Source organism: Carnobacterium gallinarum DSM 4847, from assembly GCF_000744375.1.
Lineage (GTDB): Bacteria > Bacillota > Bacilli > Lactobacillales > Carnobacteriaceae > Carnobacterium > Carnobacterium gallinarum.
The window spans coordinates 534,324-554,758 of sequence record NZ_JQLU01000005.1; the positions used below are offsets into that span (position 1 = coordinate 534,324).

Annotated in this window: 18 protein-coding genes and 1 pseudogene; 3 read left to right on the top strand and 16 right to left on the bottom strand. The window is 34.4% G+C overall.

Going from position 1 to position 20,435, the window contains the following annotated elements:
• Window positions 1-212: 212 nt before the first annotated feature.
• Window positions 213-791 (bottom strand): TetR/AcrR family transcriptional regulator, encoded by a 579-nt coding sequence (locus BR43_RS07375; RefSeq protein WP_034560685.1) that lies wholly within the window; start codon window positions 789-791, stop codon window positions 213-215.
• A gap of 201 nt (window positions 792-992) precedes the next feature.
• Window positions 993-4,547: pseudogene (gene nifJ, locus BR43_RS07380) on the bottom strand (pyruvate:ferredoxin (flavodoxin) oxidoreductase); the annotation flags it as partial.
• Window positions 4,548-4,876: 329 nt separating this feature from the next.
• Here nifJ and BR43_RS07385 point away from each other — a divergent pair.
• From BR43_RS07385 to BR43_RS07395, 3 genes are all read left to right on the top strand, one after another.
• Window positions 4,877-5,446, top strand: coding sequence for a YdcF family protein (locus BR43_RS07385; protein ID WP_034560688.1), 570 nt, complete (start codon window positions 4,877-4,879; stop codon window positions 5,444-5,446).
• 95 nt (window positions 5,447-5,541) lie between these two features.
• Entirely contained in the window at window positions 5,542-5,919 is a 378-nt protein-coding gene (locus tag BR43_RS07390; RefSeq protein WP_034560690.1) for a PH domain-containing protein, read from the top strand.
• 219 nt (window positions 5,920-6,138) lie between these two features.
• Window positions 6,139-6,426 carry a hypothetical protein gene (locus BR43_RS07395; protein ID WP_034560691.1) on the top strand — a complete coding sequence of 96 codons (288 nt, stop codon included), beginning with the start codon at window positions 6,139-6,141 and terminating at the stop codon, window positions 6,424-6,426.
• 78 nt (window positions 6,427-6,504) lie between these two features.
• Here BR43_RS07395 and BR43_RS07400 read toward each other — a convergent pair whose 3' ends face one another.
• The 14 genes from BR43_RS07400 to BR43_RS07465 all read right to left on the bottom strand — a co-directional run bounded on the left by BR43_RS07400 (window position 6,505) and on the right by BR43_RS07465 (window position 20,422).
• Entirely contained in the window at window positions 6,505-6,822 is a 318-nt protein-coding gene (locus tag BR43_RS07400) for a winged helix-turn-helix transcriptional regulator (RefSeq protein WP_051933862.1), read from the bottom strand.
• A gap of 140 nt (window positions 6,823-6,962) precedes the next feature.
• On the bottom strand, window positions 6,963-8,054 hold the full coding sequence (locus tag BR43_RS07405; protein WP_034560694.1) for a DNA alkylation repair protein: 1,092 nt from the start codon (window positions 8,052-8,054) through the stop codon (window positions 6,963-6,965).
• Window positions 8,055-8,129: 75 nt separating this feature from the next.
• Window positions 8,130-9,248, bottom strand: coding sequence for an o-succinylbenzoate synthase (menC, locus tag BR43_RS07410; RefSeq protein ID WP_034560696.1), 1,119 nt, complete (start codon window positions 9,246-9,248; stop codon window positions 8,130-8,132).
• 18 nt (window positions 9,249-9,266) lie between these two features.
• Window positions 9,267-10,094 (bottom strand): 2-succinyl-6-hydroxy-2,4-cyclohexadiene-1-carboxylate synthase, encoded by an 828-nt coding sequence (gene menH, locus BR43_RS07415; protein WP_034560698.1) that lies wholly within the window; start codon window positions 10,092-10,094, stop codon window positions 9,267-9,269.
• Window positions 10,091-11,830, bottom strand: coding sequence for a 2-succinyl-5-enolpyruvyl-6-hydroxy-3-cyclohexene-1-carboxylic-acid synthase (gene menD / locus BR43_RS07420; protein WP_034560700.1), 1,740 nt, complete (start codon window positions 11,828-11,830; stop codon window positions 10,091-10,093). The genes menH and menD overlap by 4 nt, the downstream gene beginning before the upstream one ends.
• A complete protein-coding gene (locus tag BR43_RS07425; RefSeq protein WP_034560701.1) occupies window positions 11,823-13,208 on the bottom strand; it encodes an isochorismate synthase in 1,386 nt (461 codons plus the stop codon). The genes menD and BR43_RS07425 overlap by 8 nt, the downstream gene beginning before the upstream one ends.
• Before the next feature lie 166 nt (window positions 13,209-13,374).
• Window positions 13,375-14,283: an EamA family transporter RarD gene (gene rarD, locus BR43_RS07430; RefSeq protein WP_034560703.1), complete on the bottom strand. Its 909-nt coding sequence runs from the start codon at window positions 14,281-14,283 to the stop codon at window positions 13,375-13,377.
• 143 nt (window positions 14,284-14,426) lie between these two features.
• Entirely contained in the window at window positions 14,427-15,323 is an 897-nt protein-coding gene (locus tag BR43_RS07435; RefSeq protein ID WP_245617895.1) for a hypothetical protein, read from the bottom strand.
• 557 nt (window positions 15,324-15,880) lie between these two features.
• Window positions 15,881-16,354 (bottom strand): DUF2247 family protein, encoded by a 474-nt coding sequence (locus tag BR43_RS07440; RefSeq protein WP_034560707.1) that lies wholly within the window; start codon window positions 16,352-16,354, stop codon window positions 15,881-15,883.
• Between the two features lie 2 nt (window positions 16,355-16,356).
• A complete protein-coding gene (locus tag BR43_RS19065; protein WP_051933863.1) occupies window positions 16,357-17,778 on the bottom strand; it encodes a T7SS effector LXG polymorphic toxin in 1,422 nt (473 codons plus the stop codon).
• Window positions 17,775-18,128, bottom strand: a complete 354-nt coding sequence (locus tag BR43_RS07450; RefSeq protein ID WP_034560709.1) for a DUF3958 family protein — start codon at window positions 18,126-18,128, stop codon at window positions 17,775-17,777. Before BR43_RS07450 ends, BR43_RS19065 begins: the two co-directional genes overlap by 4 nt.
• Window positions 18,125-18,421 carry a TIGR04197 family type VII secretion effector gene (locus BR43_RS07455; protein WP_051933864.1) on the bottom strand — a complete coding sequence of 99 codons (297 nt, stop codon included), beginning with the start codon at window positions 18,419-18,421 and terminating at the stop codon, window positions 18,125-18,127. Before BR43_RS07455 ends, BR43_RS07450 begins: the two co-directional genes overlap by 4 nt.
• Before the next feature lie 254 nt (window positions 18,422-18,675).
• Complete coding sequence (locus BR43_RS07460) at window positions 18,676-19,092, bottom strand: ASCH domain-containing protein (RefSeq protein WP_169741031.1); 417 nt, start codon at window positions 19,090-19,092, stop codon at window positions 18,676-18,678.
• A gap of 277 nt (window positions 19,093-19,369) precedes the next feature.
• Entirely contained in the window at window positions 19,370-20,422 is a 1,053-nt protein-coding gene (locus tag BR43_RS07465; protein WP_425393649.1) for an ABC transporter substrate-binding protein, read from the bottom strand.
• Window positions 20,423-20,435: the final 13 nt, after the last annotated feature.

The following is a 20,435-nucleotide window of genomic DNA, read 5'->3' on the forward strand; positions in this document are numbered from 1 at the left end:
CTTCTATGATAAGTATATAATTTTTCACTTGCCAACACTATTAATTGCGCTTCTCAAAATAAGTTGAGTGCTATATAGAGACATTCCCTTAGACCGAATTTATTATACTGGGCTATCTGACATTATATTTTTGAAATATAGCTAGATATAATCAGCAACTTAGATGTGAAAAAACTATTTTTAATTTTTCACAGCCTCTTTCTTTATCTATTTTAAGAATAATTAGTAGAAGGAAATTGCTCAATAGAAATCATAAGTAAATTAGTAATATTTGTAGACAAGTCTTCAATCGACTCTTGGCAACCATGTTCTAACCAGTTCATATATATTTGAAATATTCCTTGAGTTATGTAGTAAATTATCGTTGTATTTACATTAACAATGAATATTTGAGGGATTGCGTCTATAAAATGTTGATAATATAGATCATATAGTTGCTCTTTAAATGTACTTTTCTTAATAAGTTGGATTAGATTTTGTTGTTCACTCTTTAAATAGTCCATAATCTCAACCGTATTCTGATAGGATAATTCATAAACTCGTTCTTTTGTAAATGATTCTATTAATAAATAATCATGATTTTTAGTGAATAAAGACTGAATGCTAGTTAGATAATCCTCTACTAAGGATTGCATAACATCATATTTATCTTTGAAATGATTGTAAAAGTAGGTTCGGCTAATAAATGTTACATGGGCAATTTGCTTTACAGTTATTTGCTCAATCGTTTGAGTTGATAGTAACTTTAATAACGCATTTTGGATGTCTTTTTTAGTTTTATTTATAGACATTAGTCTATAATCACTCCTTTATTTTTTACTATATAACTAGTAAAACACAAGATGGGAATTGGTGCAATAACAATTCATATTTATAATACATATTCATTGATTCTTCTATTATCAAACAAAAAAGTAGGTGAGAAATTTTTCTTTCTCCCCTACTTTTTGATTTTTATCATTTAGAATTCAACGTACTCTTTGTTAGTCTGCTTTTTCTAATTTAGCACGAATCTTTTCTTCTTGTCCAGACATTCGAGCATAGTTGTAAAAACGAATTTTTGCATCAGTGACTGTTTTTTCAAATAAACGATCAGCCACATCTGGATTGGCTTTGAATAAGGATGAGAAACGTGTTTGCGTCAGCATAAAGTCTTTCATTTCTGGGAATTGCGGTTTTTTATAATCCAAACTCATTGGATTTTTTCCTTTTTCCGCTAATAATGGATTAAAACGATACAACGCCCAATATCCTGAATCAACCGCTTCTTTCGTTTCTTTCAAAGCATTTCCCATTCCACCAATGAGACCGTGAACGATACAAGGTGTATAGGCAATAATTAATGACGGTCCGGGGAATTTCTCCGCTTCTTCAATCGCTTTAATTGTTTGAGCTTGATTAGCTCCTAAAGCGATTTGAGCTACATAAACATTCCCATAACTCATCGCCATCATACCTAAGTCTTTTTTAGAAACATACTTTCCACTTGCTGCAAACTTCGCAATTGCTGAAGTTGGAGTTGCTTTAGATGTTTGTCCACCTGTATTGGAATACACTTCATTATCCATTACTAGCATATTCACATCTTCGCCACTTGCTAATACGTGATCGATTCCGCCAAATCCGATATCGTAGGCCCAACCATCGCCACCAATCATCCATTGACTAGGTTTTACAAAAAGATCTTGTTCTTGATAGATAGCTTCTAATAATGAATTGCCGTCTTTTTCTTGTAGCAAAGCAAATTTCAAATTATTCGCTCTTTCTTTCGTTTCTTCTCCATCATTGATACCATTTAGCCACTCTTCAAAAGTCTCTTTTAAAGCCTCACTAATTTCACCGGATTCAATGGCTTGAACCATTTTGACAGCAATTCCTTCACGACGACTTTGATGTGCCAGATGCATTCCGAAACCAAATTCAGCGTTATCTTCAAGTAGTGAATTGGACCAAGCAGGACCACAGCCTTCGTGATTGGTTGTGTAAGGAGTAGCTGGACTTGATCCGCCCCAGATTGAAGAACATCCAGTGGCATTAGCAACCATCATGCGATCCCCAAATAACTGCGTTAATAATTTAACATACGGAGTTTCTCCGCAACCAGAGCAGGCACCCGAAAATTCAACTAACGGCTGTTCAAATTGTGAACCACGAACTGTATTTTTCTTAAACGGATTTTTCTTGGCTTTTAAAGTCATTGAAAAAGCCCAATTTACAGCTTGCTCTTTTTGTTCTTCGTATGGACGCATTTTAATGGCTTTTTCTTTGGCTGGACAAGCGGCTACGCATAAACCACAGCCTGTACAATCATCGACAGCAACTTGAATGCGATATTGAACTCCATCTGCACCACGGATATCACGAACAATATACCCAGCCGGCGCTTCTTCCATTTCAGCTTCATCTGCCAAAAACGGGCGAATTGCTGCATGAGGACAGACAAATGCACATTCATTACACATGGTACAATTTTCTGGAATCCATTCTGGAACTTCTAAAGCGACGCCACGTTTTTCATAAGCTGCCATCCCAACTGGAATCTCACCAGTTGTCATTCCATTATCCATTAACGTCCCAACACTTAATGCATCGCCTTCTTGACGGTTCATTGGCTCTAGAATCTTAAAGACAAACTTTGGTAAATGATGAGTATCACGTTCTTCACTAATTTCTGTTTCTTGGCTCCAGCTTTTGGGAACCTCAACTTGATGAACTAAACTAACTGCTTGTTCAATAGCCTCAATGTTTTTCTCAGCAATAGCAATTGATTTTCGTCCGTAAGTTGCCATAGCATCTTCTTTTAGCAATTCAACTACTTCGCCAATCGGCATAATGCTAGTTAGTTTGAAAAAAGCAGTTTGCATAATCGTGTTGATTCTGCGACCTAGTCCAACTTCATTGGCTAATTTAACCGCATTAATTGTATAAAATTTAATCTGATGGTCCGCTAAATATTTTTTTAAATCATGAGGCAACATTTTTTCTAGTTGTTCATCATCCCAAGCAGTATTTAATAGGAAGGTTCCTCCATCTTTTAACCCTTTAACTAAATCATATTTGTTCAAATAAGCAGCTGTGTGGCAAGCAATAAAGTCTGCTTCTTCAATTAAGAACGTCGATTTAATCGGTTCATCTCCAAAGCGCAAGTGAGAAACAGTGAGTCCACCTGACTTTTTAGAGTCATAAGAAAAATACCCTTGAACATATTTGTCTGTATGATCGCCAATTAATTTGATTGCTGATTTATTTGCCCCAACTGTTCCATCGCTACCAAAACCCCAAAACTTCGCTTGGTATGTTCCAGCAGCCGTCATATCAATGTCTTCACCTTTATCTAGTGATAAATAGGTGACATCATCTTCAATTCCAACAGTAAAGCGCGTTTTCAAAGGTGCTTCGCCAGCCAAGTGATCAAAAATTCCTAGAATATGTGCCGGAGTTACGTCTTTTGAACCTAATCCATAACGACCACCAATAATTACTGGGCGTAAATCCGAATCATAGAACGCACTTTGAGTGTCTAATAAAAGTGGTTCTCCACCAGCACCAGGCTCTTTCGTACGATCCAAAACAGCAATTCGTTCTACAGTTTTAGGAACTGCTGCTAAAAAGTTCTCAACCGGAAAAGGACGATACAAACGAATATTTAACAACCCAACTTTTTTGCCTTGACTATTTAAATAATCTACTGCTTGCTCAATTACGGGAGTAACGGAACCCATTGCGACAAGAATATCCGTAGCGTCTGTTGCACCATAGTAATTCACTAAATCATAATCTGTTCCACGCAATTCATTAATCTTCGTCATATATTTTTGAACAATTTCAGGCAAACGAAGATAGTGGATATTGATTGTTTCTCTTTGTTGAAAATGAATATCAGGATTTTGGTTTGTCCCAGAAACCGTTGGATGATTTGGATTCATCCCATTATGACGAAAGACTGTCAGAGCGTCTTTATCAATAAGACCTTCTAATTCATCGTATTCTAACACTTCAATTTTTTGAATCTCATGACTCGTTCTAAAACCATCAAAGAAATTCATAAATGGCAATGAACTTTCAATCGTCGCTAAATGAGCTACAGCTGATAAATCCATCACTTCTTGAACACTGCCTTCTGCTAACATAGCAAAACCCGTTTGACGAGCTGCCATAACATCTCCATGATCGCCAAAAATATTTAAAGCATTCGTTGTAACTGCGCGACTAGCCACATGGAATACAGTTGGCAATAACTCACCCGCAATTTTATACATATTGGGAATCATCAATAATAATCCTTGTGAGGCAGTGTAAGTCGTTGTCATTGTTCCAGTTTTTAATGAACCATGAACTACACCTGCTGCACCAGCCTCTGATTGCATTTCGACAATTTTAACAGGCTGACCAAATAAATTTTTCTTGCCATCTGATGCCCACTGATCCACAAGCTCTGCCATTGTTGAGCTCGGCGTAATGGGGTAAATCGCTGCGACTTCAGTGAAAGCGTAGGAAATATAAGCCGCTGCTGTATTTCCATCCATTGTTTTCTTTCTTCTCACCATGTTCTCCTCTTTTCATTTTTGGAAAAAGCAGGAGTTTCCCACATCTTCCCTCTATTTTAAATGATTTAATTTGTGCAAAAATAACTTTCCATTAACCCTTTCATTTTAATACTTTTAGTTGAATAACGCAACGTTCTGAACATTTTTTCACAAATTTATTTACTTACTCTTCACGTTTTTGTACGATTTTGATAGTGGTTGAATGTTAAACTATATTTTACTGCCTTCAACTCTTTATAAATTCATTATTTTTTCTTAAGAATTAATTAAATAGCATTCGTCATACTAATTAAGTAACGAAAAACCTATGATAGAAATGGATGATTCCAATGAAAATGTTAAAACGAATATTCCTCAGCTTAATTGGTTTAGGGTTAATGGTACTGCTGATTATCGGCAGTTTAATTTATTCTGGAACAAAAAAGACACCTGTGGAAAATGCAGATACGATGATTATTCTAGGAGCACAAGTGCGAGGAAATCCTGCTGTTCCAAGTGCAGTTCTACAAGAACGATTAGATGCCGCTATTCCTTATTTAGAAAGAAATTTCACTACACAAGTAATTGTCACTGGTGGAAAAGGACCTGATGAAACATCAACTGAAGCGAGTGTTATGGCTGACTATTTAGTCAAAAAAGGGATTGCCGCTGAACGAATTAAAGAAGAGTCACAATCAACAAATACTAAGGAAAATCTTAAAAATGCGAAAAAAATGGCTGATTTAGGTAAGACAGTCATTGTAACTAGCGATTTTCATTTATATCGGGGTTTGCTCTTAGCAAAACGTGAGGATATTACAGCATCTGGTCTGCCAGCAGTTTCCCGAAGTTCTGCCACTTTCAAGAGTTATTTACGAGAATTAATCGCTTTACCATATGGAATTCTCTTTGCTTGGTAAACTAACTCTTGTAGTTTTTTGTCACTTTGATTAAAATAAAGTAAGAACAATTCTATACTTACTTCTATAAAAATAATGAAAAGCAGGTGGACTAGATGGGATTATTTAGTGGATTGATTAGTAATGCTAGTGATAGTGATAGTGATGCAACTCGTAAAAAATTAGCGGATGTTTTATTACCTAGTGAAAATATCGAGTTAGCCTATAAACTTGTTCGTGATATGATTGTCTTTACTGACAAACGTTTAATCATCATTGATAAACAAGGAATGACTGGCAAAAAAATCTCGTATAAAACGTATCCTTATCGTAGTATCAGCCGATTTACTGTTGAAACTAGTGGACATTTTGATCTAGATGCAGAATTAAGTATTTTTATCTCTTCTGCAATTGAGCCTGCTGAAACTTTGACCTTCTCAAAAGATCGTCATATTGTTGAAATTCAACAAGCATTAGCCCAGGCAATCTTATAAACAGCTCCAAAGCTTGAATCTTTTTTCAAGCTTTTTTGTATAGTCAAATAAAAAGACTAGCTTTTTTTTGATTTTTGTTTACAATATAATAAGTAATACCATCATGATTTGTAACTTATACTAAAGAGGTGTAAGTAGCCAATCATTATACCAAATATTAATTGCTTAAAATTATTTTGTGAAAAAAAATGCAATATAAAATGGATTGGGGTTAGCAAGATGGATGAACACATTAGAAAAGAAATTCTTGATTTTATCTGGAGTGAACGTTTATTGGATAATGCAGATTTACAAAGTACACCAGATGCCGAGGAACATGCCATTCGGATTGTAAATAAAAAAGGAGAAATTATTGATGTCAGCCTAGATTCATCTGGGGAAATGCATTTAATGCATCCTGAAAAATCAATTTTCGCCTTTGAAAAAGATGAAAATAACAAATGGAAACCAACCTATTTTAAACGATTAGGTGCCCATGGTCAGCCAGAAGAACTCTTTAATTTTTAATTTAGATATCACTAAACTCTGTAAATTTTTGCCCTTAGTTATCAAGGGAAATTTACAGAGTTTTTTTCTTCTTCAAATTTAATCCCCCCATTTTTCCGACCATTTATGCACTTCTGCCAAAATTGCATTTAATGCAATCCCTTTGTCAGTTAATTGATATTCAACTCGAATAGGAGATTCTGGATAGACTTTACGAATAACAATTCCATTTTCAGTTAACTCTTTTAGCCGTTGAACTAAAATACGATCACTAATAGTGGGAATTGTTTGAGCTATATCTTTGTAGCGTTGTGGACCGTCTAATAAAACATCTACAATTAAACCCATCCATTTTTTATCGAAAATCGAGAATACTTCTTCCGCATTTTGGTAACTATTGTTTAGTTCCTTACCCATTGGTTTCACCTCTCTTTGTTAGTATAGCACTAAAACTTACAAATAGTAAGTTAATTGTTTTTTTCACTAACTGATAACCTAATAAAAAATGACTCATATTAAGAGATTCTTCTCCTAACACAAGTCAAATTTTTTCATTTTCATTTTAAAGATAGCACTGTTTCAGCAATCTCAACTCCATTGACAACCAAAACTATCCGATGTTCACCTACATAATGTTTCCGCGTCGTTAAGTTCTTCCAATCATGACTTCGTTGTCCCTTAATCAAAGTATTCCCAGCCACTTTTTGTTCAGATAGGAAAAATAGCTTACGCTTCGCTTGTCCATTCGCCTTCACAAAATAAATACCATACTCCATTCGTAATTTTAATTCCTCGCCAGTATTTACTTGAAAGTGATAACTTAGTTTACCTTTGTCCCCAATGGTTATTTCTTTTGGTGTTACTGTCAATTCGGCCAATTCAATTCGCCCCAGAATTGCTGGATAGCCAAAGAGAAACATAATTTCTGGGACAGCTTGCTTAATCAGCGTTCGGCAGCCTTTACGCAAAATCCAATCTGTTTCCGTAGTCTGTCCTTGCCATTTTTTAACAATCTCAACTATTCTATCAGGATGATCTTTGGCAATATCATTTAGATTGTTCGCCACACTTTTTTGAACATAAAGCTCCGAATCAGATTTTAGCAACTCTACTATCGCCAACACAGGTTCAGGATCTTCTTTAAAAATGCCTAACGCCTGTCCCCAAGGTAATCTTGGTCGGCAACCTTCACTAGCTAAACGACGCAAATCAACATTATCCGATAAAGCCCACTGTTTCATCTGAGTCATTCCTTTAATAGGATTCAATAAAATAAACGGACGAATCGCAAACTCTGATGATGATTTCTGAGTAAAACAAGCTAATGCCTCCATTGACAAATCCCAATCCTTTTCTGCTAAGCCATAAACTTCAACAAAATCTGGAAAGAAAAGATATGGAAAACCATGACATTGATCGGCAATTGCAAATAAAACAGCCAACTTCCTTGAATAATCGCCTTCTAAATTAGCTTCTAACATTGTTGAAATTCGACGCATTCGCTCTTTAAGTTTTAGTTCTTCCCATGAATCATCCATAACGGCTACTACAAATTCGTCTATATTAAAATAGGGCGCTGCTCCTTTAACTTTTCCTGCAAACTCTATTAGAAACTCTTGATGGTACATATCTTTTAACGCTGTTACCATAGTGACTCGCTCCCTTAAAATAACTATCTTCTAAAACTAGTTTAACAGAACAAAGTAGACAACTGGTTGTCAGTGTTATTGCGATCTTAACTCATACGTAGTTTTTTCTAAGCAATAGCGTTCAACTACTGACCAGTTAATAGCTACTCCAATTCCATCAGCTGTTGGAACGGTCATTGTACCTGCTGTTAATTGAAATTCCGGCTGAATAATGTCTTCTTTAAAATAACGATTAGAGGCGGAGATATCTCCTGGAAATTTAAATTCAGCTCGTGAAGCTAATGCGATATTGAATGCTCGTCCAACACCTGCCTCGAGCATGCCACCACACCATACTAACAGATCATTTTGTTGGCAATACTCCGCAATATCAATCGCCTCTTGTATCCCACCAACACGAGAAAGCTTCAGATTAATCCCACGACAACTCCCTAACTCCTTAGCTAATTGAACATCACCTAAACAACGAATATTTTCATCTAGGCAGATTCTTGTCACCATCTGCCGTTGCAGCCAAGCATGATCAACAAAATCCCGCACACCAAAAGGCTGTTCCAACATTTCTAAATTATACAGATCTAATGCTTTTAAAACAGCCAAATCCAACCGTGTATAGGCTGAATTTGCATCGGCCATTAATCGTAAATCAGGAAAATGCTTTCGTACCGCAGCAATGGGTTCCACATCAAATCCCGGTTGGATTTTTAACTTTACTCGTGTATAGCCCTCTGCAACATACGCTGCTACGACTTGAATTAACTGCTCTAAATCCGGTTGAATCCCAATACTAACACCAACAGGAACCTGTTCGCCTACTCCACCAATCAAGTTCTGAATGGACTTTCCTTCCTGTCTACCATATAAATCCCAAATAGCTGTTTCAATAGCAGATTTCGCCATCTCATTGCCACGAATTCCAGCGAATAACGAACGAATCTCACAAGGATGTTGAATCTCTTGCCCTTTTAATAATGGCAACAAATGACGAAGTAAAATAATTCTAGCCGTCTCTTCTGTTTCCTCCGTATAATCCGGCACCGTAAACGCTTCTAGCTCACCGTATCCTTTGTATCCTAAGCTGTCCTCAACTTCAATTAGAGTAAAGTTTTTATTCTCCATTACCCCATAACTAGTTCTAAAAGGAGTTACTAAAGGCATTTCTAATTGATAAAGAGTCACTTTCGTAAGTCTCACATCTCTACCTCCTAACTCTTACTCATCCTCTTGATTGCTAATACTGATTAAAATACTTGCAAACTCTTGTGGTTTCTCAATATGAATGGCATGTCCGGCATTTTGAAACTCAATAAGTTCACTATTTTTAATGAGTTCATTCATTTCTATAGCTATTTTTTTAAATTTATTATCCAAGGAACCTACTAACAAATAAACAGGCATATTTAATCTAGATAATTCTGACCAATAGCTTGGTTGGTTACCAGTCCCCATTTGGCGCAAGCTTTCTGCTAAACCCACAGCTTCCTGACTTAAGCGTTCTTCTTGAATTTGTTTTTGCGTAGCTTGATTCAAATTATTTTGTGTAGCAAATAATGGCAAACTTTCCCATTCAATAACAAATGAGTCCACTCCATTTTGAATTATTTTTTCCGCCAAATTTTCATCAGAAACTCTTCGCTGCTGTCTCTCTGCTTCTGTTTTTAATCCAGGAGAACTACTTTCTAAGACTAATTGCGCCACCATTTCTGGATAAATTTCCGCAAAAGCTAACGCCACTCGCCCTCCCATTGAATAACCAAGCAGATTAACTTTCGGTATTTTTAATTCTTCTAATATTAATTTTAAGTCTAAACATTGTTGTTGTATCTGATAACGTTCCGCTGAGATATCTGACTGAAAGCTACCACCGTGTCCTACTAAATCCACTGTCAAAATCGTATCATGTGGCATATTTTTTCTATTAGTTGAAAAAGTCTGTTGTGTTCCAGTAAATCCATGTAACATCAGCCATGGAACTAAACGAGCATTGGTTCCAGTTGTCAACTGATACTCATAACTTAATCCTCGAATGAGTGCTTTCATTGATTCAAACCTGTCAAACCAGCAGCGACTTTAGCAAATAGTGCTTTATGAGCCTCCAGATTTTCATAACGATTGGTCCTAATTTCAATAATATTCAAGCCTTTATTAAAACTCACATGATCCAATGCATCATAAAGTTGCTCCCATTCCGTTACTTCATGGTAATTGGCACTATATAAATCTGCGACTTTCCCAAAATCTAAATTCAACTCTGTCCCAAATAAGGTTTCAAAATACTTAGGCAAATTAGCTTGTGGCAAGAAAGAAAAAATGCCACCACCATTATTATTCACTAATACAATCGTTAAATTAATCCCATATTTCTGTGCCATCAACAACCCATTCATATCATGGTAGAAAGATAAATCACCAATAACTAAAAACATAGACTGCTGAACGGTTGCTCCCCCTAATGCCGATGAAATCACACCATCAATTCCATTCGCACCTCGATTTGCCATCAATTTCACTTTTTTATCAGTCTTAGCAAAAAAAGTATCCACATCACGAATAGGCATACTATTGCCAATAAATAAACCTGATTGATCCGGCAAATTTTCACGTAATAAGGCAATTAAAGCACCTTCGTTGATGCCATCCGTAGTATCTAGATTCATTAATATAATTTTTTTAGTTACTTGGTTTATATCTTGCCAATTTGTTAACCAAGATGCATCCGTTTTTGTCGTAAAACGTTGACTAAATTCTTCCACTAGAAAATGTTCATCACAATGAATTAAATCTGTCGCGGCCTTCATTGGATCTTTCCACTCTTCACCTGGATCAACTAAATAATAAGGAATTCCTTCAAATGCTTCCAACCATTTCATTAATGATTTTGAAACAGGCATAGCTCCAAATCGAATAATGACTTCTGGAACTAAGTTTTCTACTAAATCAGGTGTTCTTAAAAAGGCATCATATTGATCTATCACAGTATTTTCAGTTTCGCCATAACTGCGTAAACCAGATAACGGGTCTGCAATAATCGGCCAACCAATTTGTTTGGCAAAGGCGGCTAATTTTGCTGGAAAAGCTTTTTTATCTAACGGTCCAGCAACGATTATCCCTTTTTTCCCTGAACAAGCGGCAATAATTTTATCAATTGTTTGAATCGAAATTATTTTATGAGAATAGTAAATATGCACGTGTTCTGCCAAAGTCTGATTAGAAAAAGGAGATGGATCTAACACAGGGACCAATGGCTCACGTAAAGGAAAATTCAAATGAACGGGACCACGAGGAACAGTCATGGCGATATCAACAGACTTGCTGCCGTGCCATTTAGCATAACGTAGCATCTCAACAGAATTCTCTGGCAAGGCCATATCAACAAAGGTCTTCACATGAGTACCATATAAATTAATTTGCTCAATTGCTTGAGGCGCTCCTACATTGCGTAATTCAGGTGGACGGTCTGCGGTTAAAACAATCAAAGGAATCGTTGATAGCTTCGCTTCTGCAATTGCAGGGAAATAATTCGCAGCTGCCGTTCCTGATGTACATAGTAAGACAACGGGTCGCTTAGCTGCTTTAGCAATTCCTAACGCAAAAAAACCAGCGGAACGTTCATCGATATCTACATAAACTTTTAACGTTGGGTGTTCTGCCATTAATAAGGCAAGTGGCGTTGAACGTGATCCCGGACTAATGACAGCTTCCTTCACACCTGCTTGCACTAATTCTTCCACAAATGTCGCTAAATAATCAGTCATTGCTTGATTTACTTTACTCATTTTCCATTCCTCCTAAAGCTCGCAACATTGGTTGAAATTTAATTCCTGTTTCAATTAATTCTTCATTTGGTTGAGAATCTGCTACAATCCCACAACCAGCAAATAATAGACTTTGAGAGCCTGTAATTAGTGCTGAACGAATACCCACAGCAAATTCACCTTGATCGGCTGCATCAATCCAACCAATAGGAGCACCATAAAATCCACGATTATAAGGCTCTTTTTGACGAATAATCGCTAAAGCTAAATCCGTCGGCACACCTCCTAAAGCAGGTGTTGGATGCATCATTTGAACTGCTGATAAAAAAGGGATTCCTAACTTTCTAGTTCCAGTTAAAGTTAAAAATAAGTGCTGAATATCACGATTTTTTAATAAAGTTGGTGCGCCTGACAAACGAATATTCTCAGAGAATTGTTTCATTGTTTGGCTAATCATTTCTACTACTAAGTGATGTTCATGAACATTTTTATGATCGGCTAATAATGCAGAACCAATCTTTTCATCTTCTGATGGGGTAGCGCCTCTTGGGGCCGATCCAGCAACACAAGCGGAATAAAATTGATTGCCTTCTACTGATAATAACCGTTCTGGAGTAGCTCCAATAAAAGTTTTTTCTCCATTTTCAAGCACAAAAAAATAACTGTTTTGCTGCGTAGCTTTTAATTTTTCTAAAACTGTATTCGTATCAACTTTTGTTTGATGCTGCAACAGCATTTGACGCGATAAAACAACTTTTTTTAATTCAGAATCCTGCTTAATTGCTTCAACGGTTTCTTCAACTGCTTGTAACCATTCTTCTGTTGCTAACTCTGTTTTAGACACAATGCTCGATTGATGTTCTAATGGAATTGGTTGGTTTATCAAAATTTGCCAATTAGAAAAAATTCTTTGCGTTTCTTCAATTAAATTACTTTCGGTTACATAAAAATTAAATGTACTAAAAGTTTGTGTTGGCGTTTCTGTTACTAAATAAGTTGGCAAACTAAAATAAGCCTTTTTAAATTCCTGCCATTCGCTAGTTGTTTCTACATGGGAATCAAAAGGAAATCCACCAACAAACAGCGCTCCTGTACCTAAAACTTGGTGGTTGCTAACTGTTTGGATCATTAATTCTCGTTTAAATTGAGTTAATTCTTGATAACTTTGACGGTTATTTTCCGATTGAAAAATCTCAGTTTGACCAATACCAGCCATTGTTAAGGTTTTTTGAGGATTTTGCCAAAAGATACGTGTTCCTTGGTAAAGAGAACTCCCTTTTTTAAATAAAGTCATAGCATCTATCTCTTCTAATTCAATAACATAGCTAATCAATATTTTTGAGTGAACTTTTAATTTCTCTTTAGCCTCTTCTAATAATTCATTTGGCAATTTCAACATGATTCTTTCGCTCCTTCTACTTTTAAAACTCATCTATCCTATTATAACAAAATCAGCATAAAATTACTGCAAACAAGCAAGATATCCAAAAAAAGACTAGGAGCCATTTAATTTAGATACCATTAAATAACTTCTAGCCTAATAATATTTTCTAACTAACTTTCTCTTACTTCTTCAATCGATTGCGTTTTAAGGTCATAATATTGCTTGTTGCAAAAATAAGAATTCCAACCCAAATACTGCTAAATGCTACTAATTGTGGCAATTCAAAAGTTTCTTTGAATAAAAAGACTGCCGATAACAACATTAATGTAGGCGCAATATACTGTAAAAATCCTAATAAAATATAAGAAATATTCTTTGCTGCTTCCGCAAATAAGAAAAGTGGAATTGCAGTAACAATCCCTGCACCCATCACTAATAGATTGATTGGTGCACTAAAGGTCATAAACCCTTCTGGTGAAAAGAAAAGTAAAAAGAGAATAGCAAAAGGCATCATCACTAATGTTTCCAACGTTAATCCTGTAAATGAACTAACTTTTGCGACTTTTTTAATCAGTCCATACAGACTAAATGTTACGGCCATTGCCAACGAAGACCATGGAATAACACCATTTTGTAATGCCAAAGCAAACACACCCAGCGCCGCCAATAAGCAAGCAACAAATTCAGCCCGGCCTAAACGTTCTTTTAAAAATACTGTCGCCAAAACAACATTCACTAAAGGATTAATATAATAACCTAAACTAGCTTCAATAACTTGACCACTTCCTACAGAAAAAATAAAAATAAACCAATTAACACTAATAAGTATAGCCGCTAAAATAATGGCAATTCCTCTTTTTCGATCACGAACCAGTGCTTTTGTTTCTACTAAAAATTGATTAAACTTTCCAGAAATAACCAAGATTGCTATCATAAAAATAAAAGACCAGAAAATTCGATAACATAGAATTGATAATGCAGATACTTCCCCTAGACTTTTCCAATAAAAAGGCAATACACCCCACATGACATATGCTGTCAATCCAGCAATAAAGCCTTTTTTCTGATTCTGTATATGTTCTTCTTTCATTTAGCACATCCTCTCTATAGTTGATTATAGCTTTTTTCTATAAAAAATAACATAAAAAAATAGATGAGGTTAGCCTTAGCTAAATTGTAGTGACTCACAAAAGTTAAGCATTTAAGTCTAACTTTTGTGAGTCATTACAAATCTCATCTTTTTTTACTAGTAGTAGGAATTTCAGACATATCCAACGTATCATAAAAATTTCCATATGAATTCAGTTTATCTTTTTGTTCGTGTTTAATAAAATAGTAATTTCCAATTTTTCGTGGATTTATGACTTCATCAAAAAATTCCTTTGATTCATTCACATATTCTTCGTAATGACGGTAATCTTTTTTGCTTAAATTAAGAGTATCACGACATTTGCTCCATTTAAATGGTAAGTATTTAACTTTTTTTCTTAAATTTAAGAAATCAGCTTTTTTAATCATCGTTGTTCCAGCTTTTGAATTCGGTATATATTGAATCGCTAAGCTCATCATTTCAGAATTATTTTGTGATACTCCGGTTAACTCTGAAGAAACTTCTTTAGATGAATGGGGTGACTTAGTTGAATGCTTTTCCCTGCTATTATTAGCATTAGTACGTTTTTTAGTTGCAACTTGTCCTCGTTCAATCTTATCCGTTAAAGTCAGCAATGCTTCATAATTTTGATTTTCTAAATTCAGTAGCTTTTCAATTGTTGCAGTTAATACATCGATCTTTGTACTTTGCTCTTGTAATCGTTGATCCTGTTTTTCTAACTTTCCTAAAATATCAGATACTTCTTCTTTTTTTACTTCTGAGGAATTAATCATTTTTGTACTTTTGGAAAATTTGTCATAAACTGCAGCTGTATAGGACAATTTTTTATTTTGTTTAATCGCAAGTATCTCTTCAATCTCATTCATATTTCCGACAGTATACAAACGTCTATTACGATTATCTCGGTAAAAATACTTTGGGTTCATGACAGTTTTTTCTATAATGCTTGATAACTTTTTTAATAACGTTAAGTCAACATCTAACTCTCGTGCCACTTGACTAGATGAATAGTATTCCATTTCCTCCAAAATTCATCACTCCTTCGATTTATACTTCTATTAAATTTTACCCATTCAATTTCCTTTACTAAATGCTTATGTTAATTTATGTCATTCATAACAGTTTTTAAAAATTAAGTATTAAATTTATTAAGATAACTACAAGTATCTTATACTAAATCATAGCATTTTGTGATACTTTCATCAAGGGAATTTCGTTTTTAAATTATACATTAGTAACAGAATAAATAAAAAATAGCTAGTTAGTAGAGGTGGCTTTCACTGTAACAGTTTCATATAATAACTTTGAATTCATTTAATGTTCAGTAGGCTTTTATAGAGTTCATTTCCTAACCTCTTTATTTTCCAATTTATTTTTAATGAATTCTTGGTTTAACTTTAAAAAAAGAAATAGCGTTTTTTCAACCTAATTAAAAGAACCTATAAACCTCTATGGTATGAGATAAATAGGTATGTTTTGGATATAATGGGAATGAAGCATATTATCATTACAAAACAGGAAACATTCAATGAAGCATATTATCATTACAAAACAGGAAACATTCATGGTACCTGTTTTATTTATTTTCGTATTTCTCTTTAGAACTAGTTAAATATTCTTGCCAAGATTCTTCCATATTTCTTCCATCTATTGATGGCATATACCCAATAAATCCAGCCATGTCTTCTGGGTAATCAAAATCCGCATAAATTTCTTCAACTTTTTCATTAAAGTTATCATAATCAGATTTTTTATCATGAAGCTCTTTTAAAATTACATATCTCCATTTATCTTCTATAGCTTGATTATCTTCAAAGTTCTCTAACTTACTTAATTCATGGATATACGGTAAGATATCTTCATATTCAGTAGCGATTGCTACTTTTAAAACTAAATCAAAACCTAGAATTCCTTCATCAAGAATATGTGTAGCATAATTTATAACATCATTTCTACCAATTATATTGTTTTCTACTCCAAATAATAATTCTCGCCAATCCCATTTAATTTTAGCTTGAGAAAAATCAAAAAAACCATATTTTCCACTCATATTTAATAGCCTCCTTTAGGTACTTTTTGATTCGGAAAACCTGTAATTTTACCACCGCCAATAAATCTCTGGTGAGTTATTTTTCCAGTTGAATCCAAAACGTATTCATATATACCATCTAATCCATTCAACTTCCCTAGCGATTGAAGTACTGAATAAGACTTACCATCACCACCAGTAAAACTTGTCACTCGTCCTTTAGCAAGCTGTTCTTCTGTTATAAAACTTGCAGACCTGTGGACGGGATCATCTTTCAGCCCACTGCCAATTCTTTCAGCATTAGTTATTTCTTTGGAAGCATAATCTCCCTTCAACTTTTCAAACTGAGATAAATCTTTTGTAGATAATTCAGATCCGCCGACTTTTTCATTCTTTACAGTGGCACTGCCTTTTACTGTGGTTACCTTATACAAGGCATAACTAAACCCTAAAACTTGAATGGCTTGTCCCAATTCAGATTCATTTAACCAATTGACACCATCTTCTACACTCTGTGCACTGGAAACAATTTTTCCCAGTGTTTTATTGTAAACTTCACCAGTTACATAATTGTACCCATTTCTCCAACCATCTTTTACTTTAGCATCCCAAGCACCTTGAGTAATAAATTCAAATGAATCCGCATCTAAATATTTACCTGCCTTGGCTAAATATTGATACAACTCTGGATTCATAACACCTTTTCCATTTTTTTCTAATTGCCAAGATACTTTAGGATTTCCATCTGCATCTATGTAAATCATAGCATAAACTTTATATTCTTTTAACTCTTTTTCTTTTTCTTCATCTATCCCTTTTTTCTTATCATCGTATGCTTTCCAAGAACTATTAATATCTCCAGCCCAATCCAAGTTTAATCCCATCGTTGAAAAGATTCCTGCCGTTTGATTCCAAGCTTTCCCTTCGGCTAGAATACTAACACCAGCTTCTAATGTTGCCAATTTAGATTCTAGTTCATCAAATATTTGAATAGAGAAATAATCATATTCTCTTAAACTATCTAATTTTCGGACTGTTTGTTGACGCATTTCTTGTAATCCATCAATCATTCTTGCATTAAAACCAACCGGATCAACTATAGAATCGAGCATTTCACTCAATCGATTATATTGTCGAATCCGTTCTTCTAAAACAGATTCTTGTAAACTATTTACATCCACTTGATCTAAATACCGATTTAGGAACTGTTGATTCGCTTCTATCATTCGTTCACAGACTAAGATAAACCCTTTTGTAACAGGCATATAAACGGTATTGAAATAATTCTTCATTGAATCGTAGGTTGCCCCTTTTAAGCTAGGTTCAATAATAATGGCACTTAACGCTTGTTGGATTTGTTCCATTGTCGCTACGGTTGACTGACAATTAGAATTAATGGACTGAACTTGTTGACGAACTTCGCCTACATACATATTACTACTCATTTAGTCGTCTCCTTTTTTAGGAGCTCTTTTTTTTCAGCCATTAAATCCGTTTCTTTTTGATAAAGATAACTATTTTCACGTTCTAGTTCATCTAAATCTTCCTCATATTGATTCCAAAATTTACTTTGACAACTAGAAACCTCATCAAAAATAGATTCAGATGTATACCTCATTTCTCCCTCTTTCCAAATCTCTTTGTCCTCGTGAAAAGAATTAGTCACTTCTTGGAAAATAGTGGCAACATCCTCTTTCTTGCGATAATGTTCTGTAAAAGCACGTCTATTATCATCTAATTGCTCCGTAATCTTCCTTAGTTCATACGTTGCTTCTTCAACGGTTTGATTGTTCATTTAGACTTCCCGTCCAATGCTGCAGGAGTCATTAAATTTTCTAATTCTTTATTCATCACCTCAAAATCGCTTGCGACACTGTGAATATTTGCAATATCTCGTATTAATGCTGCCGCAAAAGAACTCTTTAATCCCTGCTGTTTTTCTGTTAAAGAGACGGATTTGCCGTTCCCTTGTAAAGTAGTTAGTGTCGCTGTTTGAATTTTCTTTCCTTGGTTTAATGGTGCTACTGAATTAGATAAACTGGTTGCTAATGCACTTGCTTTGTTTAGATCACTTTGAAACGTAGCCATAAAATTTACCTCGCTTTAATTATGATAAATTTAATTTTAACATAATTAAATTCAGCTTACAAATCGATCGTTATTTATTTTATTTTTTTATCAATCTGCTATTCATATGTATTTTTTTAAGTTTTTTTATTGAATCTATTTAGTAATAATTGTATGCTTCAATATCATACTTTTCTACATCATTTTTAATTGTATTCATAAGGCTATTATTCCCATTTGAATCCGCCATTACCATAGCGTGCAAATAAAATTTTTCATACTCCGACTTGAAAATCCCTATCATTTTTCCGAATTTCAAACGTTGCACGACTAACATATATGTGTATGTTTTGAAAAGCGCTTAACACCGTTTTTCTACGCTGCTTTAATTGACCTTTTGTCTTAGCTGCAATAATCAAATACATTCCATATTCCACATAGGGTTCCTTATTTCCAATTTTTTTAGATAAATTATCAAGAGCAATTTTGCCTCTATAATGCGATCTTGTTATGTGCTTCCTGTATTTGTGAGCTTCTTTAATAATATTCGACGTACGCGCCCTAGAACGCTCCATTTTAGCACGTACACCCATAGAGCCATTCACATCTGTAAATTCTACTTTTATTCTTAAATCCACTTGGAAATTGAAATTTTGTACAATCTCTCCAATGTTAAGTAATTGGCAATCCACTCAAAAACAATAATTATTAAAAAATGGATTCGGCAAAGACGGTAATTCTAAAAATTTAATTTTTACTAACAAAAATAGTAAAAAAACCGACTATATATATTTAACATAGGGGTCAGAAATTATGAAATATTTACAAAAAAAGTCCCAAATTAAGAGACTTAACATTCATGGTTTTCGTATATATAAATGTTTAAACCAAGGTATTCGATTTTTATTTGTCGAAAAATAATAGCCTATAAACCCTAATAATACAAGGTAAATAGGCTATTAATCATTTTTACTTTCGGTACATTTTAAACTCTAAAAATAAATCATTGTAAATCCCTAAATATTTTGAGCCCAAATCTTTATATACTTCTAAACGGGACATGGTTTCATCTGATGGATATAATTGTTCATCTTTGGCAATTTCCTTTGGTAAATACTGCATCGCCGCTTTATTTGGTGTTGAATAGCCAATATATTCAGCATTTTGAGCCGCATTCTTGGGTTCTAGCATAAAATTAATAAACGCGTAGGCAGCTTCTTTATTTTTAGCTGTCTTTGGAATTACAAAGTTATCAAACCAAAGATTTGATCCTTCACTAGGAATCACATAATGAAGATTTTTGTTATTTTGTAACATCTCAGCTGCTTCACCTGAAAAAGTAACAGCTACACTACTCTCCTCTTGTACCATATACATCTTAATTTCATCGGCAACAATGGCCTTAATATTTGGTGTTAAATCACTTAATTTGGCAGAGGCTTCATTTAATTGATTCATATTCTTACTATTTAGTGAATAACCCAAACTATTCAATGAAAGTCCGAGAACCTCTCTAGCACCATCAATCAACATCACATTGTTTTTTAATTCTGGTCGCCACAGATCATCCCAGTGCTGTATATCTTCTTTTTTGACAAATTTATCATTGTAAATGATTCCTAAAGTTCCCCAGAAATATGGGATTGAATACTTATTTTGTTTATCAAAATCTAAATCTAAAAAACGCGGATCAATATTGTTCAAACCTTTGATTTTCGATTTATCTAACGGAATCAACATATTCTCCTTCATCATTTTCTGAATCATATATTCACTGGGAATTGTTAGATCGTAGGCTGTTCCACCTTGTTTAATCTTAGTAAACATGGCTTCATTTGAATCAAAGGTTTCGTAAGAAACTTTATAAGTTGTCTCTTTTTCAAATTTTTTGATTAAATCCGGATCAATATAGTCTCCCCAATTATACAAAGTTAAGACATTGTTTCCAGCAAATCCTTGTGCTTTTTCTAACTGCTTTGTCGTAAAAAATAACACGCCGCACAAAGTTAAAATTGCGATCATAAAGGTTCCAATT